The sequence below is a fragment of the Pseudomonas sp. 8_5_2 genome, assembly GCF_059295255.1.
The window spans coordinates 4,631,156-4,656,772 of sequence record NZ_CM181238.1; the positions used below are offsets into that span (position 1 = coordinate 4,631,156).

Annotated in this window: 23 protein-coding genes; 14 read left to right on the forward strand and 9 right to left on the reverse strand. The window is 62.4% G+C overall.

Translation table 11 applies throughout. The features are described 5' to 3' along the window. Window positions 1-29: 29 nt before the first annotated feature. The 4 genes from AC5O5R_RS21230 to AC5O5R_RS21245 all read right to left on the reverse strand — a co-directional run bounded on the left by AC5O5R_RS21230 (window position 30) and on the right by AC5O5R_RS21245 (window position 4,454). Entirely contained in the window at window positions 30-1,352 is a 1,323-nt protein-coding gene (locus AC5O5R_RS21230; protein WP_172219708.1) for a dicarboxylate/amino acid:cation symporter, read from the reverse strand. Window positions 1,353-1,744: 392 nt separating this feature from the next. After that, window positions 1,745-3,091 carry an ATP-binding protein gene (locus AC5O5R_RS21235; protein WP_172219710.1) on the reverse strand — a complete coding sequence of 449 codons (1,347 nt, stop codon included), beginning with the start codon at window positions 3,089-3,091 and terminating at the stop codon, window positions 1,745-1,747. Next, window positions 3,088-3,765, reverse strand: a complete 678-nt coding sequence (locus AC5O5R_RS21240) for a response regulator (RefSeq protein WP_172219712.1) — start codon at window positions 3,763-3,765, stop codon at window positions 3,088-3,090. Before AC5O5R_RS21240 ends, AC5O5R_RS21235 begins: the two co-directional genes overlap by 4 nt. An 83-nt stretch (window positions 3,766-3,848) precedes the next feature. Continuing rightward, window positions 3,849-4,454 carry an outer membrane protein gene (locus AC5O5R_RS21245; RefSeq protein WP_172219714.1) on the reverse strand — a complete coding sequence of 202 codons (606 nt, stop codon included), beginning with the start codon at window positions 4,452-4,454 and terminating at the stop codon, window positions 3,849-3,851. 129 nt (window positions 4,455-4,583) lie between these two features. Here AC5O5R_RS21245 and AC5O5R_RS21250 point away from each other — a divergent pair, with 129 nt between their 5' ends. Continuing rightward, entirely contained in the window at window positions 4,584-5,375 is a 792-nt protein-coding gene (locus AC5O5R_RS21250; protein ID WP_172219716.1) for a dienelactone hydrolase family protein, read from the forward strand. Between the two features lie 74 nt (window positions 5,376-5,449). Beyond that, window positions 5,450-6,151, forward strand: coding sequence for a 4'-phosphopantetheinyl transferase family protein (locus tag AC5O5R_RS21255; protein WP_172219718.1), 702 nt, complete (start codon window positions 5,450-5,452; stop codon window positions 6,149-6,151). A gap of 3 nt (window positions 6,152-6,154) precedes the next feature. Here AC5O5R_RS21255 and AC5O5R_RS21260 read toward each other — a convergent pair whose 3' ends face one another. Together AC5O5R_RS21260 and AC5O5R_RS21265 are read right to left on the reverse strand one after the other, a co-directional pair. After that, window positions 6,155-7,762 (reverse strand): ATP-binding protein, encoded by a 1,608-nt coding sequence (locus AC5O5R_RS21260; protein WP_172219720.1) that lies wholly within the window; start codon window positions 7,760-7,762, stop codon window positions 6,155-6,157. Then, window positions 7,759-8,457, reverse strand: a complete 699-nt coding sequence (locus AC5O5R_RS21265) for a response regulator (protein WP_172219722.1) — start codon at window positions 8,455-8,457, stop codon at window positions 7,759-7,761. Before AC5O5R_RS21265 ends, AC5O5R_RS21260 begins: the two co-directional genes overlap by 4 nt. 351 nt (window positions 8,458-8,808) lie before the next feature. On the opposite strand from AC5O5R_RS21265, the gene AC5O5R_RS21270 reads away from it, so the two are divergent. From AC5O5R_RS21270 to AC5O5R_RS21285, 4 genes are all read left to right on the forward strand, one after another. Continuing rightward, a complete protein-coding gene (locus tag AC5O5R_RS21270; protein WP_172219725.1) occupies window positions 8,809-9,009 on the forward strand; it encodes a hypothetical protein in 201 nt (66 codons plus the stop codon). A gap of 180 nt (window positions 9,010-9,189) precedes the next feature. Next, window positions 9,190-12,069: a ribonucleoside-diphosphate reductase subunit alpha gene (locus AC5O5R_RS21275; RefSeq protein ID WP_172219728.1), complete on the forward strand. Its 2,880-nt coding sequence runs from the start codon at window positions 9,190-9,192 to the stop codon at window positions 12,067-12,069. A gap of 231 nt (window positions 12,070-12,300) precedes the next feature. Continuing rightward, window positions 12,301-12,432, forward strand: coding sequence for a hypothetical protein (locus tag AC5O5R_RS21280; protein WP_256676297.1), 132 nt, complete (start codon window positions 12,301-12,303; stop codon window positions 12,430-12,432). Window positions 12,433-13,206: 774 nt separating this feature from the next. After that, window positions 13,207-14,454: a ribonucleotide-diphosphate reductase subunit beta gene (locus tag AC5O5R_RS21285; RefSeq protein WP_494514739.1), complete on the forward strand. Its 1,248-nt coding sequence runs from the start codon at window positions 13,207-13,209 to the stop codon at window positions 14,452-14,454. Between the two features lie 171 nt (window positions 14,455-14,625). Here AC5O5R_RS21285 and AC5O5R_RS21290 read toward each other — a convergent pair whose 3' ends face one another. After that, window positions 14,626-14,913 (reverse strand): type II toxin-antitoxin system RelE family toxin, encoded by a 288-nt coding sequence (locus AC5O5R_RS21290; protein ID WP_172229312.1) that lies wholly within the window; start codon window positions 14,911-14,913, stop codon window positions 14,626-14,628. Next, on the reverse strand, window positions 14,903-15,142 hold the full coding sequence (locus AC5O5R_RS21295) for a type II toxin-antitoxin system RelB/DinJ family antitoxin (RefSeq protein ID WP_028700126.1): 240 nt from the start codon (window positions 15,140-15,142) through the stop codon (window positions 14,903-14,905). Before AC5O5R_RS21295 ends, AC5O5R_RS21290 begins: the two co-directional genes overlap by 11 nt. 950 nt (window positions 15,143-16,092) lie before the next feature. On the opposite strand from AC5O5R_RS21295, the gene AC5O5R_RS21300 reads away from it, so the two are divergent. The 8 genes from AC5O5R_RS21300 (at window position 16,093) to AC5O5R_RS21335 (ending at window position 24,171) form a co-directional block, all read left to right on the forward strand. Beyond that, a complete protein-coding gene (locus AC5O5R_RS21300; protein WP_172229314.1) occupies window positions 16,093-17,331 on the forward strand; it encodes an OprD family porin in 1,239 nt (412 codons plus the stop codon). 246 nt (window positions 17,332-17,577) lie between these two features. Then, window positions 17,578-18,384, forward strand: coding sequence for an NAD-dependent epimerase/dehydratase family protein (locus AC5O5R_RS21305; RefSeq protein ID WP_172229316.1), 807 nt, complete (start codon window positions 17,578-17,580; stop codon window positions 18,382-18,384). A gap of 24 nt (window positions 18,385-18,408) precedes the next feature. Next, window positions 18,409-19,290, forward strand: coding sequence for a glucurono-1,5-lactonase (locus AC5O5R_RS21310; RefSeq protein ID WP_172229318.1), 882 nt, complete (start codon window positions 18,409-18,411; stop codon window positions 19,288-19,290). A gap of 63 nt (window positions 19,291-19,353) precedes the next feature. Continuing rightward, a complete protein-coding gene (locus AC5O5R_RS21315) occupies window positions 19,354-20,325 on the forward strand; it encodes a TRAP transporter substrate-binding protein (RefSeq protein ID WP_172229320.1) in 972 nt (323 codons plus the stop codon). A gap of 65 nt (window positions 20,326-20,390) precedes the next feature. After that, window positions 20,391-20,921, forward strand: coding sequence for a TRAP transporter small permease (locus AC5O5R_RS21320; RefSeq protein ID WP_172229322.1), 531 nt, complete (start codon window positions 20,391-20,393; stop codon window positions 20,919-20,921). Continuing rightward, window positions 20,922-22,202 (forward strand): TRAP transporter large permease, encoded by a 1,281-nt coding sequence (locus tag AC5O5R_RS21325; protein WP_172229324.1) that lies wholly within the window; start codon window positions 20,922-20,924, stop codon window positions 22,200-22,202. Between the two features lie 156 nt (window positions 22,203-22,358). After that, window positions 22,359-23,282: an EamA family transporter gene (locus tag AC5O5R_RS21330; RefSeq protein WP_172226792.1), complete on the forward strand. Its 924-nt coding sequence runs from the start codon at window positions 22,359-22,361 to the stop codon at window positions 23,280-23,282. Between the two features lie 19 nt (window positions 23,283-23,301). Beyond that, window positions 23,302-24,171: an aldose 1-epimerase gene (locus AC5O5R_RS21335; protein ID WP_172226795.1), complete on the forward strand. Its 870-nt coding sequence runs from the start codon at window positions 23,302-23,304 to the stop codon at window positions 24,169-24,171. A gap of 48 nt (window positions 24,172-24,219) precedes the next feature. Here the strand turns inward: AC5O5R_RS21335 and AC5O5R_RS21340 are convergent, their stop codons facing one another. Then, window positions 24,220-25,518: an MFS transporter gene (locus AC5O5R_RS21340; protein ID WP_172226798.1), complete on the reverse strand. Its 1,299-nt coding sequence runs from the start codon at window positions 25,516-25,518 to the stop codon at window positions 24,220-24,222. Between the last annotated feature and the right edge of the window lie 99 nt (window positions 25,519-25,617).

The window sequence follows — 25,617 nt, forward strand, 5'->3', positions numbered from 1 at the left end:
GTCGCCTTTTTCAGTTCACGGAGCCGCGATCAGCGAGCCGGGCCTTCCGCCACGCCCAGGTCGTCGGTCGGACGGGTATCGAGCAGCGGCGCACCACCGGAGGCCAGCTCCGATGCCAGCTTGTCGTTGTCCATTTCGTTGACCCACTTGGCCACCACCACGGTGGCAACCGCGTTGCCCACCAGGTTGGTCAAGGCACGGGCTTCGGACATGAAGCGGTCGATGCCGAGGATCAGCGCCAGGCCGGCAACCGGCAGGTGCCCAACCGCCGAGAGGGTAGCGGCGAGGACGATGAAGCCCGAACCGGTAACGCCGGCAGCACCTTTGGACGCCACCAGCAGCACCAGCAACAGGGTGATCTGGTGAGTGATGTCCATGGTGGTGTCGGTCGCCTGGGCAATGAACACCGCAGCCATGGTCAGGTAGATCGAGGTGCCGTCCAGATTGAACGAGTAACCGGTTGGGATCACCAGGCCAACCACCGACTTCTTGGCACCCAGGCGTTCCATCTTGGCCAGCATGCGTGGCAGGGCCGATTCCGACGAGGACGTCCCCAGCACGATCAGCAGTTCTTCGCGGATGTAGCGGATCAGCTTGAGCACGCTGAAACCGTGGGCGCGGCAGATACCGCCCAGCACCACCAGCACGAACAGCAGGCAGGTGATGTAGAAGCAGGCCATCAGGTAGCCCAGCTGCACCAGCGAGCCAACGCCGTATTGGCCGATGGTGAAGGCCATGGCACCCATGGCGCCGATCGGGGCCAGCTTCATGATCATGTTGATGATGTTGAACATGACATGGGCGAAGCGGTCGATCATGTCCAGCAGCGGCTTGCCGTAGCTGCCCAGGCGGTGCAGGGCGAAGCCGAACAGCACCGAGAACATCAGCACTTGCAGGATGTCGCCATTGGCAAACGCACCCACCACGGTGTTGGGGATGACGTTGAGCAGGAAGCCGATGGTGGTCTGCTGCGCGCCGGCAGCGGCGTAGGCAGCCACGCTGCTGGCGTTCAGGGTGCTGACGTCGATGTGCATGCCAGCGCCCGGCTTGACCACGTTGACGACGACGAGGCCGATGATCAGGGCGATGGTGGAAACCACTTCAAAGTACAACAACGCGTAGCCGCCGGTCTTGCCGACCGATTTCATGCTCTGCATGCCGGCGATGCCGCTGACCACAGTGCAGAAGATGATCGGGGCGATGACCATCTTGATCAGTTTGACGAAGCCGTCACCCAAGGGTTTGAGGGCAACGCCCGTTTCCGGGTAGTAGTGGCCGAGCAGGATACCGATGGTGATGGCGACCAACACCTGGACATACAGGGATTTGTACAGCGGCTGACGTGTCGTCATGGCTAATTTTCCTCAAGTGTGCCGGTTCACCCTTCCCAGGGTGATGGGGCACCTGAATCGCTAACCCTCCTGCACCTGGAGGGATTTGTCGTTGTGTTCGAGCTGCCTGGGCAGGCCTCTGCAAGGATCAATAGCAAGGGTGGTGCCAAAATGCCCATGAAGGGTGCAAGGGCCATGTTTACGAGGAAAAGCTGCCCGATGACGGGGCGATTTGCCTGACGAAGGCTGGCGGATTTCCGCCCGGTGGCGGGTTTTGTACAGGGAGTGTGGCGGGAATCCGCCCATGACGGTTCCTGTGCCGGCCTCTTCGCGGGTGAATCGGATCGCCGCACCGCCGCTCCCACAGGTAGTGTGAAGGCTCAGGGGCAGTGCGATCCGGCACAGGCCAGGAATCATTCCAGATTGAAGGTAATCCTGAACGCCGCACCGCCCAGAGGCGAATCGCCCAGGCTCAGCTCTGCGTCGTAGCTGTCGACAATATCCTTGACCACCGCCAGCCCGATCCCCTGCCCCGGGTGCTGGCTGTCCAGCCGCTCACCGCGTTCGAGAATGCGCTGACGCTGATCGGCAGGCACCCCTGGCCCATCGTCTTCGATGCACAGTGTCAACTGCCCGGGCGCATGCACCAGGCTCACCCGCACCTGGCCCAGGCTGAGGCGGTAGGCGTTTTCCAGCAGGTTACCGAGCATTTCCAGCAAGGCACCCTGTTCCATTGGCACCTGTGCTTCATCGGGTAACTCCAGGGCCACGCTCACCTGCTTGTCCCGGTACACCTTGGCCAAGGTGCTGCACAGGCTGTCGAGCAACGGGCGCAGCAGCACGCTGTGCCGCACCAGGCCACTCTTGCGCAGGCTGGCGCGCTGCAGCTGATAGTCGATCTGCTGGCTCATGCGCTCGATCTGGCTTTGCAGCACCCGCGCCTGCTCGCGCTCACCGCTGCGCTGCTGCAGGCTTTCTCCCACGCCTTGCAGCACCGCCAGCGGCGTCTTCAGGCTGTGCGCCAGGTCATCCAGCGAGTCGCGGTAGCGCGTGCGCTGCTCTCGTTCACTGTGCAACAGGCGGTTGAGCGAACGGGTCAGGCGCAGCAGCTCGCGGGGGTGCTCGGCGCTCAGGCCATCGCGCGCGCCCGCCTCCACTTCATCCAGCTCGTGGCTGAGCCGGCGCAACGAGCGCAGGCCCCAGGTCAGGCCAGCCCACAGCAATACCATGAGCGCCAGCAAGGCAGCGCCGAAGCCCAGGTAGAGCTTTTCGCGCAGGCCGTTGAGGGTGGCCTTGTACTCGCTCAGCGGCTGCAGGGCGACGATGCTGTAGGCAGCGCTCTGGCCACCCAGCAGCTTGATCTCGACGTCGTAGACGAAGAACTCTTCGCCATCGGCCTGGTGAATGCGGGCGAATTCGTTGCCGCGCCCGTCATACCGCGGGCGGTAGTTGATGTGCCGGTCAGCGGTGGCGCGTGACTGCCAGACCAGCTTGCCGTCGCGGTCGAAGATATAACCGAGCAAGCCGGTGTACGGCAGGTTGTAGCGCTCGTCCGGCAGCAGCTCGGGCATTTGCAACTGGCCATGCTCGATACGCGCGGCGGAAATCAGCGTGGTCACATCCGATGCCAGGCGCTGTTCGATCGACTCCTGCAGGGCCAGGCTGAAGGCTTTCTGCAAAGCCGGTAGCAGCGCCAGCATGAACAACAGCGCCAGCACTGCCGCAGCCAGCATCAGGCGTACCCGCAGCGAGCGGATCAACGGCAGCGCTCGGTAAACAGGTAGCCCAGGCCGCGCACCGTGTCGATGGGCTTGAAACCGTGCTCGCCTTCAAGCTTGCGCCGCAGGCGGCCGACCAGCACTTCGATGACATTGGGGTCGCGTTCTTCGTCACCCGGGTACAACTGCTCCATCAAGCGGTCCTTGGCGACCACCTGCTGGTGATGGCGCATGAGGTATTCGAGGATGCGGTATTCGTACGCGGTCAGGGCCAGCGGCTGTTCGTCCAGGGTGGCCTGTTTGCGGTTGAGGTCGAGCACCAGCGGGCCGGCGGCGATGGTCGACTGGGTGAAGCCGCTGGAGCGGCGCAACAGGGCGTTCAACCGCGCTTCGAGCTCCTCGAACTGGAAGGGTTTGACCAGGTAGTCGTCGGCACCGGCGGCCAGACCCTCGACCTTGTCCTGCCAGTTGCCACGGGCGGTGAGGATAAGAATGGGGAAGGTCTTGTCCTGGCTGCGCAGGCGTGTGATCAGCTCCAGGCCGCTGATGCCGGGCAGGCCCAGGTCGATGATGGCCAGGTCGAAGTGGAATTGCCCGGCCTGGTACAGCGCTTCTTCCGCATCTTCGACGGCCTCGACCACATGGCCGCTTTCGCCCAGACGGGTGTAGAGGTGATGGCGAAGCAGGGCTTCGTCCTCGACCACCAGCAGTTTCATGTGCAGCTCCTTGATGTGTGTTGCCTGTACCGGCCCTTTCGCTACATGCGCAAGGGCCGGTACAGGATAACCCGGCTCGCCTGTCAGAACTTGTAACTGGCGGCCAGGTAGGTCTGCGCACTGCTGGTCAGGCGCAGGGTGCCGGCTTTGGGCCCGCCATGCTCGCCCACTTCGGTCGCGGCGTTGGTGCGCAGGTAACGGTAGCCCAGTTCGACCGAGGCCTTGTCGGTGATGTCCTGGATCACGCCAGCCTGCAGGCCGTAGGCATAACCGTAGTCGGTATCGCGGCTGGCACCTGACGACTCCTGGGACAGTTTGGTCATGCCCAGGGTGCCACCGCCGAACAGTTTGGTGGTATCGCCCACCGGCAGGAACAGGTCATAGCTGCCCAGCAGGTTTTCCTGGCGCAGCTTGAGGCCGCTGTGGTCGCCCGACACGTTGTCGTAGGTCATGTAGTAGCGGCCCTGGTCATTGATCTTGCCCACGCGTACACCCCAGGTGTCATCCTTGCCGATGATGCCGTCGGTATTGAGGTGATCGGTGTTGCGCTGCAGCAGGCCGGACTTGCGAACCTTGTCGCTGGTCTGGCCGTAGGTAAGGCTGGCGAAATTGTCGTCGGCGGCCTGGGCAGTGGTGATGCCAGCGGCGCAGACGGCCATGGCGGCAAGCAGGGTGTTGAAGGTTTTCATGGCGGGTTACTCCAGTTGAGTGCGCTGTTTCGGTCTGGAAGCTAGAGTAAGCAGGGCACCCTGAACCGCGACTGAACCCTGGCTGAACCCCGGCTGAACGATCCGATTGCAAACCAAGGAGTAGTAACCATGCGCGCCCTGCTGGCCGTGACCCTGATGTGCAGCGCCGCCTTAGCCCACGCGGCGGTACAAACCCGCGAGATCCCCTACCAGGACGCCGACGGCAACCGCCTGGTCGGCTACTACGCTTACGACGACGCTGTCGAGGGCAAGCGCCCCGGCATTGTCGTGGTGCATGAATGGTGGGGGCTGAACGACTACGCCAAGCGCCGGGCTCGCGACCTGGCGGGCCTGGGCTACAACGCGCTGGCCATCGACATGTATGGCGACGGCAAGCAGACCGAGCACCCGCAGGACGCCCAGGCGTTCATGGCGGCAGCGCTGAAAGACCCGAAAGCCGCGGCGCAGCGTTTCGATGCCGGCCTTGAACTGTTAAGGCTGCAACCGAACACCAACAAGCATCAACTGGGCGCCGTGGGTTATTGCTTCGGCGGCAAGGTGGTACTGGATGCCGCACGCCGGGGAGAGAAGCTGGACGGCGTGGTGAGCTTCCATGGCGCGCTGGCCACCCAGACACCGGCCAAGCCGGGCGTTGTGCGGGCAGATATCCTGGTCGAGCACGGGGCGGCGGACAGCATGGTCACACCTCAGCAGGTGGAGGCGTTCAAGGCAGAAATGGATGCGGCCAAGGTCAATTACCAGTTCGTCAGTATCGAAGGGGCCAAGCATGGCTTTACCAACCCGGATGCCGACCGGCTGAGCCACGGCGAGCACGGCGGTCCGGACATTGGTTACAACAAGGCCGCGGACGAGAGCTCCTGGGCGGATATGCAGGCGTTCTTCAAGAAGGTTTTCAAATAGGTATTGCCGGGGCCGCTCTGCGGCCCCCGGATACGCACCTCCCACATCGCCGCTGCGGCTGGCACAATACCCCCATGAACACACTCCCCGCCTGCTGCGCCCCGCTCCGGCACCACTGGCCCCTGCCCCGCCCACTGCCTGGCGCGGTACTGGTCAGCTGCGCCTTCGACCCCGCCCACCTGGCCACCGACGACTTCCAGCGCGCCGGCGTGGTGCCAAGCGCCAGCCTGCAACGCTCGGTGGCCAAGCGCCAGGCCGAGTACCTGGCCGGCCGTGTCTGCGCCCGGGCCGCACTCCAGCACCTGGACGGCCGCGACTATGTGCCCGGCACCCATGAGGACCGCTCACCCATCTGGCCTGCCGGGATCCGCGGCTCGATCACCCACGGCAAAGGCTGGGCCGCCGCCGTGGTGGCCGCCGAGAGCAGTTGCCAGGGCCTGGGCCTGGACCAGGAAACCTTGCTGGACGACCAGCGCGCCGAACGGTTGATGGGCGAAATTCTCACCCCGGCCGAGCAGGGGCGCCTGGACCGCCGCCAGCTTGGCCTGACGGTGACCTTGACCTTCTCGCTGAAGGAAAGCCTGTTCAAGGCCCTCTACCCGCTGACCCGCCAGCGTTTCTATTTCGAGCACGCCGAAGTGCTGGACTGGTCCGCTGAAGGCATGGCGCGCCTGCGGCTGCTCACCAACCTGTCACCACAATGGCAGCACGGCGCAGAGGTGCAGGGCCAGTTCTGCCTGCAGGACGGCCACTTGCTCAGCCTGGTCAGCGTCTGACCTTCAGAGCGGCGCTTGCTGGCGTGGCCAGTTCAGGCTGAAGCAGGCGCCGCCCAGCCCTTCGCTGCGCCCCACCGTCGCCCGGCCGGCATGCCAGTAAATGATTCGCCGTACGATCGACAAGCCCAGCCCATGCCCGCCCGAGGCCCGGGTGCGGCTGTCGTCGAGTCGGGTAAACGGCGTGAAAATGCGATCCCAGACACCCTCGGGGATCCCGGGGCCGTCATCCTCCACATCGATGCGGCAGCGCTGCTGACCCAGCTGGTAGCTCAGGCGTACTTCGGACTCGGCATGGCGCAACGCATTGCCGACCAGGTTCTGCAGGGCCCGGTGCAGGTACCGTGGCTCGGCCTCGACCCAGGCGCCATCGGTATCCGCGCCCTGGCAGTCGCCACGCAGCACCCGCACTTCGGCGCGCAGCGGTGACAACTCCTCGATGACCCGGTCGAGCATGGCATCCAGGTCGACCCGCTGGAACTTCAGCGCCGGCGCCCCCTGCTCCAGGCGGGCGTAGGTCAGCATTTCGTCGACCAGCTTGTCGAGGTCCTGGATATCCCCGTCCATGCCCGCCAGATGCTTGGCGCGGGCTTGCTCGGTACTGGCGGTTTCGATCATCTCCAGGCCAAAACGCAGGCGCGCCACGGGTGTGCGCAACTCGTGGGACACCGCCCGCACCAGCTCACGCTGCATGCTCAGCGAGCGCTGCAGGTGCTCGGCCATGCCATTGAAGGCCGCAGCCAGGCGCCCCACCGAGTCGGCGTCGCCGGCCGGCACGCGGGTGTCCAGGCTGCCCTGGGCGATGCGGCTGGCGGCAATTTCCAGGCCCGACACGCGCCGCTCCAGCTGGCGGACCAGCAGGTACACCACCAGGCCGATCAGGCACAGGCCAAGAAAGGCGATCAGGATCAGCAACTGGGGGGGATAAGGGTTCAGTTGGTAAAGCGGGCCGATTTCCAGCACCCAGGGCGAACCGGCGAGCCCGGAAAACACCCGGATCGAATCGCCATCCTTGCCCAGCGCCATCACCGTGTCGCCCTCCTCCACCCGGCGTCGCTGGTCATCGTCCAGGCTCACCCGTTCTATACGCTGCAGCGCCACGCCGAAGCCAAAGCCCTTGTCACGCTTGAGCTGTTCCAGGCGCTGTTGCTGCTCGGTAACCGGGTAGCGCACCAGTTCGTCCGCCAACAGGTAAAGGGTGGCCCGCGCCAGCTGTTCGCTGACCTGTTTGACCTGGGCCACCAGCAACAGGTCTTGCTGGCCGACCCTGCGCAGTATCTGCACAGCGTGCGGGCCCGTCTTCTCGACCACTACCAGGCCACGGTACAGACGTGCCCGCTGGCCGCCGTCGAAGCGGCGCGCAGCCATGGGCTGCAGGGTCAGCGGCACCCCGAGCAGGCGCTCCCAGATCAGCAACGAGCGTTTGCGCTCGGTGTCGTTCTGCACTGCCAGGTTATCGGCCATCAGGCTGAACGTGCCCTGGGCCAGGCCTTCGCGGTGCTGGGCGGCGCGCACTTCGTTGACCAGGTGCAGACTGAGCACGCCGAGCAGGGCCACCAGCACCAGTACGGCCAGCATGCCCCCGTAAATGCGCAGGAAGATCGAGTTGTTCATGGCGCCTCGCCGACGAACAGGTAGCCCTTGCTGCGCAAGGTCTTGATCAACCGGGGCTGCAGTGGGTCATCGCCGATCTTGGGGCGAATTTTGGAAATGCGTATGTCGATGGAGCGGTCCTGGCCGTCGTAGCCAACGCCGCGCAGCGCGGTGAAGATCTGCTCGCGCGTCAGCACCCGGCCGGCGTTGCTGGCCAGTAACCAGAGCAGGTCGAATTCGGCGCCGGTCAGCTCGATCAGTTGCTCGCCCAGGCGGGCCTCGCGCAGCCGGTTGTCGATGCGCAGCGCGCCGAATGCAAGGTCCTGGCGCTTGCCGTCCGGGGCTTCGGTGCGGCGCAGCAGGGCTTGAATGCGCGCCAGCAGCAGGCGCGGGCGCACCGGTTTGCAGACGTAGTCGTCGGCGCCCAGGTCCAGACCCTGGACCTGATCGAGCTCGTCGCTGCGCGCGGTGAGCATCAGGATCGGACCGGGGTACTGGCTGCGTACCCGGCGACAGATGCTCAGGCCGTCCTCACCGGGCAGCATCAGGTCGAGGACGACCAGGTCGGGCTGGCTGTCGACGATGCGCCGCGCGGCGCGGGCGCCATCGCCTTCCACCGCAACCTCGAAGCCGTTGGCCTGCAGGTATTCGGCGGTGAGCTCGGCCAGGCGCTGGTCGTCTTCCACAATCAGGATGCGGGGTACGGGGTGGTCCATGGCTTGTGCCTTTGCTTGTTGTTGTTCTGTTGCCTGTGCCGGCCGCTTCGCAGCACAAGGCTGCTCAAGGTGTCGCGCTCTCCTTGTGCTGCGAAGAGGCCTGTGCAGGGAGCATAACCCTTTAACCAAAAGGCAATATTGCCCGCGGATACTACGTCCACCCCCGGGTACTGCCAACCTCCCGGCTCTCCCCCGACTGAACCGTTTTTTGTGGTAGGGTGCGCCCCCGAAAAAAACTGCACTGGGGCAGTGTGGCGCAGAAAAATACTGCAAACCACTTGGCACAAGGCCTACAGCGAATACCCACCTTTCACCCACAATCTACCCACACGTTATCCACAGGCGCTCGCCTTGCAAAGACGCCAAGACCGCATTATCTTGTATGCCGAACGCGGCAAACCACTATATGTTGGGTTTAGCCCTGAGTCGCAAACACAAGTCAGCGCGGAAATTCAAGCGCTTTTTCTGGCTGAACTTGGCGCGATTCCAACAGCCAAACCGCTCCAGCGGCAAACTGAACAGCAGTTTTTGGGCCCAGCCCAAAACCTTTGACTTCGGCCAGGGAGCGGCAAGCCATTGCCCCTTATTCCTGAGTCTGTCCCGAAGTCGGTACGCCCGCGCGGGCGGATGCGCATGCATTGCGCATCCCCGCCGGGCCATCGAGCAAGTGGACGGAACGGTGGGCGCCCAAAAGGCGCCTGATCAATATAGAAACTGTGGAGACACCCACCCATGCAAACCGACACAACTCGCGAGAACCCGCAGGCCAAGGTGCCGCAGGCCGCCGATTCCAACCAGGATCTGGCCGCCACCGCCCCCGGCCAACTGCGCGTGATCAAGCGTAACGGCACTGTCGTCGCCTACACCGACGACAAGATCACCGTGGCCATCACCAAGGCGTTCCTCGCAGTTGAAGGCGGCACCGCCGCCGCTTCGTCGCGCATCCACGACACCGTCGCGCGCCTGACCGAGCAGGTCACCGCCACGTTCAAGCGTCGCATGCCATCGGGTGGCACCATCCACATCGAAGAAATCCAGGACCAGGTCGAACTGGCCCTGATGCGCGCCGGCGAACAGAAAGTCGCCCGCGACTACGTGATCTACCGCGACCAGCGCGCCAAAGAGCGTGCCACCCGCGCCCACACCGACGCTGTGGTCGAGCCGCACCCAAGCATCCGCATCACCCTGGCCAATGGCAGCCTGGCGCCGCTCGACATGGCCCGCCTGAACACCATCATCAGCGAAGCCTGCGAAGGCCTGGCCGAAGTGGACGGCGAGCTGATCCAGCGCGAAACCCTGAAGAACCTGTACGACGGCGTGGCCATCAAGGACGTCAACACCGCCCTGGTGATGACCGCCCGTACCCTGGTCGAGCGCGAGCCGAACTACTCGTTCGTCACCGCCCGCCTGCTGATGGACACCCTGCGCGCCGAAGGCCTGGGCTTCCTCGAGGTGGCCGAAAGCGCCACCCACCACGAGATGGCCGACCTGTACGCCAAGGCCCTGCCGGCCTACGTGGCCAAAGGTATCGAGTTCGAACTGCTCAACCCTGCCCTGGCCGACTTCGACCTGGAAAAAATGGGCAAGGCGATCAACCACGAGCGTGACCAGCAGTTCACCTACCTGGGCCTGCAGACCCTGTACGACCGCTACTTCATCCACAAGGACGGCGTGCGCTTCGAACTGCCGCAGGTGTTCTTCATGCGTGTGGCCATGGGCCTGGCGCTGGAAGAGAAAGACAAGGAAGCCCGTGCGATCGAGTTCTACAACCTGTTGTCGTCGTTCGACTACATGGCCTCGACTCCGACCCTGTTCAACGCCGGCACCCTGCGCCCGCAGCTGTCCAGCTGCTACCTGACCACCGTGCCGGACGACCTGTCAGGCATCTACCACGCGATCCACGACAACGCCATGCTGTCGAAATTCGCCGGTGGCCTGGGCAACGACTGGACCCCGGTGCGCGCACTGGGCTCCTACATCAAGGGCACCAACGGTAAATCCCAGGGTGTCGTGCCGTTCCTGAAAGTAGTCAACGACACCGCCGTTGCCGTAAACCAGGGTGGCAAGCGCAAGGGCGCTGTCTGTGCCTACCTGGAAACCTGGCACCTGGACATCGAAGAATTCATCGAGCTGCGCAAGAACACCGGTGATGACCGTCGTCGTACTCACGACATGAACACCGCCAACTGGATCCCTGACCTGTTCATGAAGCGTGTCTTCGATGACGGCAAGTGGACCCTGTTCTCGCCATCGGAAGTGCCAGACCTGCACGACCTGACCGGCAAGGCCTTCGAAGAGCGTTACGAGTACTACGAAGCCCTGACCGAGTACAACAAGATCAAGGTGTTCAAGACCATCCAGGCCAAAGACCTGTGGCGCAAGATGCTGTCGATGCTGTTCGAGACCGGCCACCCGTGGCTGACCTTCAAGGACCCGTGCAACCTGCGTTCGCCGCAGCAGCACGTGGGCGTGGTTCACAGCTCCAACCTGTGCACCGAGATCACCTTGAACACCAACAAGGACGAGATCGCGGTCTGCAACCTGGGCTCGATCAACCTGCCGAACCACATCGTTGAGGGCAAGCTGGACACCGCCAAGCTGCAACGCACCGTGAACACCGCCGTGCGCATGCTCGACAACGTGATCGACATCAACTACTACTCGGTGCCGCAAGCGCGCAACTCGAACATGAAGCACCGCCCTGTCGGCCTGGGCATCATGGGCTTCCAGGACGCGCTGTACCTGCAGCACATCGCCTACGGTTCCGACGCTGCCGTCGAGTTCGCCGACAAGTCGATGGAGGCGGTCAGCTACTTCGCCATCCAGGCTTCTTGCGACCTGGCCGACGAGCGCGGCGCCTACGAGACCTTCCAGGGTTCGCTGTGGTCCAAAGGCATCCTGCCACTGGACTCGCAACAGATCCTGATCGAAGCCCGTGGCCAGAAGTACATCGACGTCGATCTGAACGAGTCGCTGGACTGGGCACCCGTGCGTGCTCGCGTGCAAAAAGGTATTCGTAACTCGAACATCATGGCCATCGCGCCAACCGCGACCATCGCCAACATCACCGGCGTGTCGCAGTCGATCGAGCCGACTTACCAGAACCTGTACGTGAAATCGAACCTGTCGGGCGAATTCACCGTGATCAACCCGTACCTGGTCCGCGACCTGAAGGCCCGCGGCCTGTGGGACTCGGTGATGATCAACGACCTGAAGTACTACGACGGTTCGGTGCAGCAGATCGAGCGTATCCCGCAAGAGCTGAAAGACCTGTACGCCACCGCGTTCGAGGTCGAGACCAAGTGGATCGTCGATGCTGCCTCGCGTCGCCAGAAGTGGATCGACCAGGCTCAGTCGCTGAACCTGTACATCGCCGGTGCCTCGGGCAAGAAGCTCGACGTGACCTACCGCATGGCCTGGTACCGTGGTCTGAAAACCACTTACTACCTCCGTGCCCTGGCTGCGACCAGCACCGAGAAGTCGACCATCAACACCGGCAAGCTCAACGCCGTTTCCAGCGGTGGCGACAGCGCCCCGGTCCAGGCAGCCGGCCCTGCGCCAGTGCCGAAGGCCTGCGCGATCGACGAGCCTGACTGCGAAGCCTGCCAGTAAGGTAAACACGGGGCGAAAGAAGGTTACTTCTCTCGCCCCGCTTTGTAAGAACTGCTTTTCTCAGGCAATAAAAAGCCCGACGCAGTTACAGCTGCATCGGGCTTGGATCTCCCACGAGCACGTGCATCGCTCAAAGGGAGGCTAGATCCTACAGATCTAAAGTGAGCGCGAATTTTCGTGCCTGTCAGGACTAGTGTCAAGTGATGCTCATCTAAATTGGAGAATCACGCTATGTCTAAAAAGACATCATCCGGCGGCCAGAAAATCGGTCGCGATGCGGATAGCGGGCGCTTCACCACGGTCGAAAAGGCTCGTCAGAACCCCAAGACCCACGTGGTTGAAACCGTGAAGAAATCGAAGTAAATGCAGAAAAAGCCGGGAGAGCAATACTCCCGGCTTCTGTTTTTGGAATGCCCATGCTCATTTCTTCACTCTTCCTTTAACACTCTGCGGCTTTACTTGGGGCAGATGCCATGACGCCTCTTGACCTGTGACCGATTTCCTGGCAAGGAGGTCTGACTGTTTTTTTGCCTGTTCTTTGTCTCAGCGCTTCCATTCCCCCCGCTTCATTGACTCAAAATCCCCTTCGCTCGATCGCCATTCGTCAATCGGTTAGCTGATCCTGACAGGCCGGAGCTCCGTTTCCATGCGGCGTAACGCCCATCCTCTTGACTCAGGGCAAACTCGGCTTGAATTTCTCGCTTGTCCCCTACCTCTCAAAACTATATCGTGTGCTTCGGAACAAGACACAACACCATATAGGCGAATTTTGCCCTACTGGCGTCTTGACAAACTCATCGACGGTTATCGGGTCTCTTACCAAAAAAAGAGATCGGAGACACGACATGAAAGCCCCTGAATTGCCGTTTTCCGGTACAATATTGCCCCTCCAAAAGCGGCTCAAAATTCTGACCGCTTACGATGGTCGGCCCCTGCCTCCGGATGCCTTTTGCGGCCGGTACGTCAACGAAGCCTGTGATCGCTGATCACCAAGCTCATGGCCATTCAAACCAAATTCGAAACCTTTGCAGGGACACCTCGTGAGCCGAGGCGGTTCATGCGTGGTCTCTAGCAGTACCACTTCATCTTAATTTTTACGGTCGCCCACAAGCGACCCACAAGCGGAGCCAAAACACCATGCTGAGCTGGGACGAATTCGACAAGGACGAAAACGAAGTCACCACTAAAGGCCCAAGTAGCACTCAAGCCAGCCAGCCAGGTATCGACAAGCTCGACAGCGCCGGCGGTGCCGCCGCCCTGGAAGCTCGTGCCGTAGTTTCGACCGACTCCGAGGCAGTGAAGCGTGCCAAGGCGTCGCTTAATGACCTTGACATCGCCGAAGGCCTGGCCGAGCTAGAAGGATCCTCGGCCCGCGTCGCCGTTGACGAAAAGCGCATGATCAACTGCCGCGCCGACCTCAACCAGCTGGTACCTTTCAAGTACGACTGGGCCTGGCAAAAGTACCTGGACGGCTGCGCCAACCACTGGATGCCGCAAGAGGTCAACATGACCGCCGACATCGCCCTGTGGAAGAGCCAGGACGGCCTGACCGAAGACGAGCGCCGCATCGTCATGCGCAACCTCGGCTTCTTCTCCACTGCCGACTCGCTGGTTGCCAACAACCTGGCCCTGGCCGTGTACCGCCTGATCACCAACCCGGAGTGCCGCCAGTACATCCTGCGCCAGGCCTTCGAAGAGGCGATCCACACCCACGCCTACCAGTACTGCATCGAATCGCTGGGCATGGATGAAGGCGAAATCTTCAACATGTACCACGAGATCCCGTCGGTCGCGAAGAAAGCCGCCTGGGGCCTGAAGTACACCCGCGCCATCTCCGATCCGGAATTCAACACCGGCATCGTCGAAACCGACAAAGAGCTGCTGCGCAACCTGATCGCCTACTACTGCGTGCTGGAAGGCATCTTCTTCTACTGCGGCTTCACCCAGATCCTGTCCATGGGCCGCCGCAACAAGATGACCGGCGTTGCCGAGCAGTTCCAGTACATCCTGCGTGACGAGTCGATGCACCTGAACTTCGGTATCGACGTGATCAACCAGATCAAGATCGAGAACCCGCACCTGTGGGACGCGGCGATGAAGGAAGAGGCGACCCAGATGATCCTGCAAGGGACCCAGCTGGAGATCGAATACGCCCGCGACACCATGCCACGCGGCGTGCTGGGCATGAATGCCGCGATGATGGAGGACTACCTCAAGTTCATCGCCAACCGTCGCCTGACCCAGATTGGTCTGAAAGAAGAGTATCCAGGGACTACCAACCCGTTCCCTTGGATGAGCGAAATCATGGACTTGAAGAAAGAGAAGAACTTCTTTGAGACGCGAGTGATCGAGTATCAGACGGGTGGGGCGTTGAGCTGGGACTGATTTTCCGGGCTGAACATCAAGAAGGCTGCCGATTGGCAGCCTTTTTTATTGGCTCGGGAATGGCAGAATGGGGTTCTTCGCGGGCAAGCCCGCTCCCACAGAATCAGAGCTCTAGCTTTTTGGCGATGTCTACCTTGAGACTGCAGCCTGGGACTGCCATATCCTGGAGGCCTACTCGAGTCGCTCAGCAGCCTTTTTGTAAGCTTGGTCTCTTTCACGGCGATCGACAGCGACGACAAAAACCACGATCTCTTGGTCAATGACCTGATAGATCAGCCTATACCGGCTGCTGCGCAGCTTTATCTTGTAGCTGTCTGGTAGCGAGTGAAGACGATTGGCTTCAACCCGAGGATTCAGCAGAACCTCTGCCAGTTTCTTCTTGAACTGCTGACGCACGGTATCGCCCAGTTTCTTCCACTCTTTCAATGCACGGGAATCGAAGTCGAGGCTATAGGTCATCCAGCTGCACCCTCACGCGCTGCGGCGAAGCCAGTCGCTCCTGCACAGTGGCAATGAGGTCTTCATCTTCTTCGGTCATGAGGACCGGCCGGAAGGGTAACTTGCCCCGCTCAGCTACATATTGCAGAGCCTGTCGCATGAGTTCAGAGGGGGTTACGCCGAGGCGCTCGAGCTCTTTGTAGGCGCGGGCTTTGAGATCATCGTCGACGCGGATGTTGATGGAAGCCATAACCTGGCCCTCATGTAATGACGAATGTCATTACAATGCACTGATCTTGGTGATTCTGCAATGGCGGATTGTTCGCTGGCAGTGGCCACAGTCCATTCACTTATGAGCCGCTAGCGCAATCGCCGTAGGAGCTGCTTTGGGTCGTGCAGCGGCCCCAGACTCCGCACCTGTAATATTGCCGGGGCAGCTGTGCGGCCCTTTCGCGACACAAGGCCGCTCTTACAGGGAATCGCGTAGCACGGAAATTTGCCAAGATAGCTGTCGCCCATAGCGCCAGGGAGCGCTCGATCTTAGCCGGGAAGCCTTGCGAAAAAAGAAGAAGCCCCGCCCACGCCGACAGGAGGGGTACGGCACCAACGAGGATGCCGGGACTGGACATGCCAGTCTGCGTGGTCGAGGGCGAGGCCAGATCTGAAGACAGCCCAGGGTTGCGGCAGGGTCCACCGCCAACTGGATTTGATTGGTAAAGGGGGAGAATGGCACGCGCTCCGCCCGTGTTCGCGGCGGTTCAATGCATTGATGAACCCGCTCGTACCAAAGGCCGAGCGCCATCAAGGGCCTGGGTGCGGACAGGGTCGTCGTATGTCTTTACACGCGGCATTGTAGAGCACGTGCGTCCGTTTTTCGGGTATTTCAGCCTTGATCGCTGGCTGATTACGGATTGACAGCCTACCGCCTCCTTGCTAATAATCGCCCACAGTTGTACGACAACGCATAACAAAAACAACAATCAGTGGACGAAATCATGTCGACGCTCATCCCGCTCCATCCACGCCTGTTGCACACCTCTTTTCCCGCGGCCAGCTCACGTACATCCACCGGTACCTAGCCGCCGGCTAGTACGCAGTCACCCCAGGCCCTGACCGGCCCGTAATCTACTCGCCCCTGCCGCAGGCCGCTTGCGCGTGCCCGGTGGACGGGCTGCTACACCCTTCGGGAGCACAACAATAATGAAAATCTGCCAAACCCTTCCCTTCGCCCTGCTCGGCGCCGGGGTCATTGCCGGCCTGCCAGGCACTAGCCTGGCGGCGGGTTTTGTCGAGGACAGCAAGGCCACGCTCGGGCTGCGCAACTTCTACATCAACCGTAATTTCACCAACCCCGCCAACCCGCAAAGCAAAGCCGAGGAGTGGACGCAAAGCTTCATCCTCGATGCCCGTTCGGGATTCACCGAGGGCCCGATCGGGTTCGGCGTGGATGTGCTGGGGCTGTGGTCGGTGAAGCTCGACGGCGGTGGCGGCACCTATGGCACGGCGCTGCTCCCGCGTCATGACGATGGCCGGCCGGCGGATGACTATGGGCGCCTGGCGGTAGCAGGCAAGGCGCGGATTTCCAGGACCGAACTGAAGATCGGCGAGTGGATGCCGGTGCTGCCGATCCTGCGCTCGGACGACGGGCGCTCGCTGCCGCAGACGTTCCGCGGCGGGCAGGTCACCTCCAACGAGATTGCCGGCCTGACCCTGTACGGCGGCCAGTTCCGCGGCAACAGCCCGCGCAATGACGCCAGCATGGAAGACATGAGCTACGGCGGCGGGGTGTCGGACCGCTTCAACTTCGTCGGCGGCGAGTACAAGTTCAACCAGGACCGCACCCTGGTCGGGCTGTGGAACGCTGTGCTGAAGGACGTTTACCAGCAGCAGTACCTGCAACTGAGCCACAGCCAGCCGCTGGGCGACTGGACCCTGGGCGCCAACCTGGGCTACTTCCATGGCGATGATGACGGTTCCAGGCGCGCAGGCGAACTGGATAACAAGACCTACTCGGGAATGTTCTCGGCCAAGTACGGTGGCAACACCTTCTGGGTGGGGTTGCAGAAGGTCGATGGCGATACCTGGATGCGGGTCAATGGCACCAGTGGCGGGACCCTGGCCAACGACAGCTACAACTCCAGCTTCGACAACGCCAACGAGCGTTCGTGGCAGGTGCGGCATGACTTCAACTTCGTCACTGTGGGGGTGCCGGGTTTGACGCTGATGAACCGCTATATCAGCGGCCAGGATGTCCACAGCGGGGTGGTGACCGATGGCAAGGAATGGGTGCGCGAGACCGAGCTTGCCTATGTGATCCAGAGCGGGGCGTTCAAGGATTTGAGCGTGAAGTGGCGTAACTCTTCGATTCGTCGGGATTACAGCAATAACGAGTTTGATGAGAACCGGTTGATTTTCAACTATCCGCTCTCGTTGCTGTAACCGGAAAAACCGTTCTGCCTGTTATGGGGCCGCTCTGCGGCCCATCGCAGCGGTTCGTCGCCACGACAAGCCAGCTCCTACACCGAGCGCGCCGATTTCAAGCTATGTGCAGTACCTGTGGGAGCTGGCTTGCCGGCGATGAGGCCGGCAAAAGCCACACAAGCCTCATTGACAACCACCGGAACCACCGCCAATAATCACAAAAGTCATACGACAACCTACAACAATCAACAACAAGAGCCGGCCATGACCACAACTCCCCTCAATCGCCTGCTGCTCACCGGAGCTGCAGGCGGCCTGGGCAAGGTCCTTCGCGATCGCCTGCAAGGCTACGCCGAGGTCCTGCGCCTTTCCGATATCAGCCCCATGGCGCCCGCTGCCGGGCCGCATGAAGAGGTCGTCACTTGCGACCTGGCCGACAAGGCTGCAGTGCATGCCCTGGTCGAAGGCGTTGATGCCATCATCCACTTCGGTGGCGTATCCACCGAGCATTCCTTCGAAGACATCCTCGGCCCCAACATCTGTGGCGTATTCCACATCTATGAGGCGGCGCGCAAACATGGCGTAAAGCGCATCATCTTCGCCAGCTCCAACCACACCATCGGCTTCTACCGCCAGGACGAGCGCATAGACGCCCACTCCCCGCGCCGTCCCGACAGCTACTACGGGCTGTCCAAGTGCTATGGCGAGGATGTTGCCAGTTTCTACTTCGACCGTTACGGCATCGAGACCGTCAGCATCCGCATCGGCTCGTCGTTCCCACAACCGCAGAACCCGCGCATGCTCTGCACCTGGCTGAGCTATGACGACCTGCTGCAGCTGATCGAGCGAGGCCTGTCTACGCCGGACGTTGGCCACACCGTGGTCTACGGCGCTTCCGACAACCGCACCGTGTGGTGGGACAACCGCCATGCCGCGCACCTGGGCTACGCGCCCAAGGACAGCTCGGAAGCCTTCCGCGCCGCCGTGGAAGCCCAGCCGGCGCCTGCCGCCGATGACCCGAGCATGGTCTATCAGGGCGGCGCTTTCGCCGTGGCCGGCCCGTTCAACTGACCCACTGCGCCAGGAGGCACGGCCATGAACTGCGAACTGATCGTCGACGCCCGCAACGGCACCGGCGAAAGCCCCGTGTGGCACCCAAGCGAACAGGCCCTGTACTGGGTCGATATTCCCGCACGCCAACTGCACCGTTGGCAGGCGGCCGATGGCATGCACCAGGTCTGGCAGGCTGACGAGATGCTCGCCTGTATCGCCCGCAGCGGCGAAGGCTGGGTGGCCGGTATGGAAAGCGGCATATTCCAGCTGCAGGCCAAGGCTGACGGCAGCCTCGACAGCCACCTGCTCAGCAGCGTGCAGCATGCCCAGGCTGGCATGCGCTTCAACGATGGACGCTGTGACCGCCAAGGCCGCTTCTGGGCCGGCAGCATGCTCATGGACATGCCGCAGGGCGCCCACGTTGGCGCGCTGTACCGGCATGATGGCGAAGGCCAGCTGCATCTGCAGCTGGATGGCATGATCGTGCCTAACGGCCTGGCCTTCAGCCCCGATGGCAAACGCATGTACCTGTCCGACTCGCACCCCAACGTGCAGAAGGTCTGGGTGTTCGACTACGACATCGACAGCGGCACGCCGCACGACAAACGGCTGTTCGTCGACATGCGCGGTTACCCCGGCCGGCCCGATGGCGCCGCCATCGACCAGGATGGCTGCTACTGGATCTGCGGCAACGATGCCGGGCAGGTCCATCGCTTTACCCCCGAAGGTCGGCTTGACCGCTCACTCGACGTGCCGGTGAAAAAGCCTGCGATGTGTGCCTTTGGCGGCGCCAACCTGGACACCCTGTACGTCACCTCGATCCGCCCCGCGGGCTCCGACCTCAGCGACCAGCCCCTGGCTGGCGGAGTATTTGCCCTCAACCCTGGCACCAAGGGTGTCGAGGAACCTGCCTACCGGGGCTGAGCCCTTTGCCACACCAACACTTGCACGCCCGAAACCGGATAATAAAAACCACGGAGTTTCATCATGACGTTCAAACGCAAGCTGCTTCTTGCCGCACTCCCCTTCGCCCTCAGCCTGTCCATGCCCGTCTCGGCACTGGACATCAAGTTCGCCGAAATCCACCCGGCCGGCTACCCGACGGTGGTTGCCGAACAGAACATGGGCAAAAAACTCGAACAGGCCAGCAATGGCGACATTACTTTCAAGATGTTCGCCGGTGGCGTGCTGGGCTCGGAAAAGGAAGTGATCGAACAGGCGCAGATCGGTGCCGTGCAGATGACCCGCGTCAGCCTGGGGATCGTCGGCCCGGTGGTGCCGGATGTGAACGTGTTCAACATGCCGTTCGTATTCCGCGACCACGAACACATGCGCAAGATCATCGACGGTGAGATCGGCCAGGAGATCCTCGACAAGATCACCAACTCCGATTTCAACCTGGTCGCCCTGGCCTGGATGGACGGTGGCTCGCGCAGCATCTACACCAAGAAGCCAGTGCGCAGCCTTGAAGACCTCAAGGGCATGAAGATTCGCGTGCAGGGCAACCCGCTGTTCATCGACATGATGAACGCCATGGGCGGCAACGGCATCGCCATGGACACCGGGGAGATCTTCAGCGCGCTGCAGACCGGCGTGATCGATGGCGCCGAGAACAACCCGCCGACGCTGCTCGAGCACAACCACTTCCAGAGTGCCAAGTACTACACCCTGACCGGTCACCTGATCCTGCCGGAGCCGGTGGTAATGTCCAAGACCACGTGGAACAAGCTGAGCCCCGAGCAGCAGGTGCTGGTGAAAAAAGTGGCCCGTGAAGCACAGATGGAAGAACGCGCACTGTGGGACGCCAAGTCCGCCGCCAGCGAAGAGAAGCTCAAGGCCGCCGGCGTGGAATTCATCAGCGTCGACAAGAAGCCGTTCTACGACGCCACCGCCTCGGTACGTGAAAAATACGGCGCGCCGTACGCCGACCTGATGAAGCGCATCGACGCCGTCCAGTAACCCGGTCCCTTCCCGAACGACCTCGGCAGTGCGGCGCCCGCCGCCCTGCCGCTTTGGTGATGCCCATGAAAAACCTTTTCCTGCGTGCGAACGACACGCTCTACCGCGGCTGCATCTGGATCGCCGGCCTGTCGATCCTGGCCATGTCGCTGATCATCCCCTGGGGCATCTTCGCCCGCTACGTGCTCGGCACTGGCGCCAGCTGGCCAGAGCCGGTGGCCATCCTGCTGATGGTGGTGTTCACCTTCGTCGGCGCCGCCGCCAGCTACCGGGCCGGGGCGCACATGGCGGTGGCGATGATCACCGACCGCCTGCCTCCGCTGCCGCAGCAGCTGGCCGCGCTGCTGGTGCAAGTGCTGATGATTCTGGTGTGCGTGTTCATGACCTGGTACGGCACCAAGCTGTGCATCACCACCTGGAATCAGTTTCTGGCATCGCTGCCGGGCGTGCGGGTGGGCATGACCTATGCGCCGATCCCGATCGGTGGTGTGCTGACCCTGGTCTTTGTGCTGGAGAAACTGCTGCTGGGCGACCAGAGCCAGCGCAAGGTGGTGCGCTTCGACCAACTCGAAGAAGAAAGCGAAGGAGCGGCATAAATGGATGCGTTCATTCTGTTGGGCAGTTTCGTCGCCCTCATCCTGCTCGGCATGCCGGTGGCCTATGCCCTGGGCCTGTCGGCACTGATCGGCGCCTGGTGGATCGACATTCCGCTGCAGGCGATGATGATCCAGGTGGCCAGTGGGGTTAACAAGTTCTCGCTGCTGGCCATTCCGTTCTTCGTGCTGGCCGGCGCGATCATGGCCGAAGGCGGCATGTCACGGCGCCTGGTGGCGTTTGCCGGGGTGCTGGTGGGCTTCGTGCGCGGCGGGCTGTCGCTGGTCAACATCATGGCCTCGACCTTTTTCGGTGCGATTTCCGGCTCGTCGGTGGCCGACACCGCGTCGGTGGGTTCGGTGCTGATCCCGGAGATGGAGCGCAAAGGCTACCCCCGAGAGTTCTCCACCGCCGTGACCGTCAGTGGCTCGGTGCAGGCATTGCTGACCCCGCCAAGCCACAACTCGGTACTGTATTCGCTGGCGGCGGGCGGCACGGTGTCGATCGCCTCGCTGTTCATGGCCGGGGTGATGCCAGGCTTGCTGCTGAGTGGGGTGATGATGGGCCTGTGCCTGTTGTTCGCCCGGAAGCGCAACTACCCCAAGGGCGAAGTGATCCCCCTGCGCCAGGCGCTGAAGATCGCCGGCGAGGCGCTATGGGGCCTGATGGCCATGGTCATCATCCTTGGCGGCATTCTGTCGGGCGTATTCACGGCCACCGAATCGGCGGCAGTGGCCGTGGTGTGGTCATTCTTCGTGACCATGTTCGTCTACCGCGACTACAAGTGGCGCGACCTGCCCAAGCTGATGCACCGCACGGTGCGGACCATCTCGATCGTGATGATCCTGATCGGCTTTGCCGCCAGCTTTGGCTACGTGATGACCCTGATGCAGATCCCGTCGAAGATCACCACGGCGTTCCTGACACTGTCGGACAACCGCTACGTGATCCTGATGTGCATCAACTTCATGCTGTTGCTGCTGGGTACGGTGATGGACATGGCACCGCTGATCCTGATCCTCACGCCGATCCTGCTGCCGGTGGTTACCGGTATCGGGGTGGACCCGGTGCAGTTCGGCATGATCATGCTGGTGAACCTGGGGATAGGCTTGATTACACCGCCGGTGGGGGCGGTGCTGTTCGTCGGTTCGGCCGTTGGCAAGGTGAGCATCGAATCGACCGTGAAGGCACTGCTGCCGTTCTACCTGGCGCTGTTCCTGGTACTGATCGCGGTGACCTACATTCCGGCCATTTCGCTATGGCTGCCTAGCGTGGTGTTGTAACTGAAAGCGGGGCCGCTTTGCGGCCCATCGCCGGCGAGCCGGCTCCCACAGGAATTGGGCAGCCGTCCAGCCCTGCGCAGTCTCTGTGGGAGCTGGCTCGCCGGCGATGGGCTGCAAAGCAGCCCCCTACGCGAAACCTGCAAATGGATCCTGCACATGGCTGTCCCCTCCTCTGCTGCAACCCTGTTCCCGCGCAAACTGGCAATCGCCCTGCTGGCGCTGCTGGCCTGCTCATTTGCCGGCAACCACATCGCCGCACGCATCGCCTTCGATGACGGTACCGGGGTGTTGCTGGCAATCCTCTGCCGCTCGGGCATCACCTTGCTGGTGCTGGCCTGCCTCCTGCTATGGCAGCGCCAGGCACTGGGCCTGCCCGCCGGTACCCGCCACTGGCAGTTGGTACTGGGCCTGTTGATCGCCGCCCAGAGCCTGTGCCTGTACTCGGCAGTAGCGCGCATTCCGGTGGCCTTGGCGCTGCTGGTGGGCAACACCTTCCCGATGCTGTTGGCCCTGCTGACCTGGGCACTGGGCGGCGCCCGCCCGACCGGCCGCACCGTGCTGTTCATGGGGCTGATCCTGTGTGGCCTGGTACTGGCGCTGGATGTGCCGGCGCGCCTGGCCGACAGTGGCGCAGCCAACCCGCACTGGGCGCTGGGCGTCAGCCTGGCCTTCGGCGCCGCCTGCGCCTTCGCCTGCGCGTTGTGGATCACCGACCACAAACTGGCCGGTGTGCGCGGGCCAGTGCGCAGCCTGCTGACATTGCTGATCGTGTTCTCCAGCATGCTGGTAGCCGGCTTCAGCGGGGTGATGCCGTCCGGTCTGTCACTGCCGGGCAGCAGCAGCGGCTGGCTGGCGCTGGCCAGCCTGGTGGTGCTGTATGGCCTGGCCTTCACCTTGCTGTTCGTCTGCGTGCCACGGCTGAACATGGCGCAGAACGCACCGGTGATGAACGTCGAACCTATCGCCACCCTGCTGCTGGGCTGGGCTTTGCTCGACCAGCAACTGAGCCCTCTGCAACTAATCGGCGGCGCCGTGGTGGTGTGCGGCATCGTGCTGCTTACCTACCGCCGGGCCAGCTGACTTTTCAAAGGAGCCTTGAATGGCTGTGACCGAACTGCACCTGCAGGACCGCCTGACCCGCCTGAGCCTGGCCCCGGAGCTGGGCGCCAGCCTGGTGAACTGGGAAGTGAGTGCGACCGGGCAGGCGCTGCTGCGCCATTCCGACCCGGCCGCACTGGCCAGCGGTACGCCACGACGCCTGGGCTGTTATCCGCTGGCGCCGTGGTCCAACCGTATTGCCGAAGGTGGTTTTGCCCGCCCCGAGGGGTGGCAGGCCTTGACGCCGAACACCGGGCATGACCCCTACCCCATTCATGGCAGTGCCTGGCAGCAGGCATGGCAGGTGGAGCACCACAGTGAACGGCGTGCACGCCTGACGCTGGACAGTAAGGTGCCATTTGCCTACCACGCCACACTGGATGTGCATCTGCATGAGGGCTGCCTGAACCTGGACCTGCACGTGACGCACCTGGATGAGCCAGCCACCTGGTATGGGTTGGGGCTGCACCCCTACTTCCCTCGATATCCCGATACCAAGCTTTATGCAGCGGCGCGCAGGGTATGGCTGGCCGAAGATGGGCGGTTGCCGTCGTACCAGGCCGAGATCCCCGAGCAGTGGCGTTTTCAGACCATGGGCCGGTTGCCCGAAACCGTGGTTGATCATGCCTTCAGTGGCTGGGCAGGAGAATGCTTGATCGAACAACCCAGTGCAGGCTATCGGCTGGCATGCAGCGCCAGCGGGGCTGAACACTTTTTGCTGTTCTGCCCGCAAGGACAGGGCTTTTTCTGCTTCGAGCCGGTTAGCCATCCGGTCAATGCCCATCACCTGCCGGGGCGGCCCGGGCTGCGGTTGTTGCAGCGAGGGGAAGCGATGAGCCTGGGGTTCCGGATGCAATATCGAGCGTTGTAACCGTTTCGCCTGGGGTGGGGCCGCTTTGCGGCCCCAAAATCTGACGCTTTAAGCGAGCGCCTCGGTCGACGTCGCCATCGGCTTGCCAGATGCAGCAACCCCACACACCTCCCGCGCCACCTTCCACACCAGCACCGCCGCCACGATATCGAACGCCGCCAGCACCACGAACAGCGGGCTGTAGCCAACCTGCGTCACCAGAATGCCGAACACCAGAGTAAACACCGCCGCCCCCAGGTACCCACACATGCCGCCCATGCCGGTGGCAGTCGCCACCTGATCCTTGCTGAACGAGTCAGAGGTGATCGAGTACAGCGCACCCGACAACGTCTGGTGAGCAAAGCCGCCGATGCACAGCAACAGAATCGCCGTATACGGGCTTTCCACCAAGCCGATGCAGGCCGGGCCGATCATGCAGCTGGCGCCAAACACCAGCACCATCTTGCGCGAGGTGAACAGCGACACCTTGAAGTAGCGGTGGAACAGCGGGCTCAGGTAGCCCCCCAGCACGCAGCCGATGTCGGCAGCCAGGAACGGCAGCCAGGCGAACATCGCCACTTCCTTGATATTCATGTGCCGCTCGGTCATCAGGTACAGCGGGATCCACGCGTTGAAAGTTTGCCAGGCCGGCTCGGAAAGGATTCGCGCCGAAGCGATGGCGTAGAAGTTGCGGGTCTTGAAGATGCGTTTCCACGCGCCTTTCTCACGGGTGTCCTGCTGAAAGTGCGCCTCCTGCCCGGCCAGGATGTAGTCGCGCTCCTGGTCGCTCAAGCGCTTCTGGTCGCGCGGGTGCTTGTACAACAGCATCCACAGCAGGGTCCAGACGATGCCCGATGCCCCGACGATGACGAATGCCAGCTGCCAGCCGCTGTGCAGGATCGCCCACACCACCAGCGGCGGCGCCAGCAAGGCGCCGAGCGACGAGCCAATGTTGAACCAGCCGATCGCCACCGAACGCTCCTTGGCCGGGAACCACTCGGTGGTGGCCTTGACCCCGGCTGGCAGGCCGGCGGCCTCGGTCATGCCCAACAGCCCGCGCATGAACGCCATGCTCTGCCAGCCCGTGGCCAGCGCCGCGCCGGCGCAGGCCAGTGACCAGGCCATGGCAAACACGGCAAAGCCCAGCTTGGTGCCGATGAAGTCGATGAACCAGCCCGCTATCGGCTGCATGAGGGCGTAGCAGATCTGCCAGCTAGCAACGATCTTGGCGTATTGCTCGGTACTGATGGAAAGATCGGTCATCAGGGTGGGCGCGGCCACCGAGAGGGTATTGCGGGCGAGGTAATTGACGACGAGTCCAGCCGTGACAAGGCTGACCATCCACCAACGGATGCCTTTCATCTTCATGGTTCACCTGAATTTTTGTTTTTAGAGTTGCGGGTGATTCGCGCTTATGCCGGCAGTGGCCATATGCGACAAATTGTTTCAGGCGGAAGCTTGCCACGT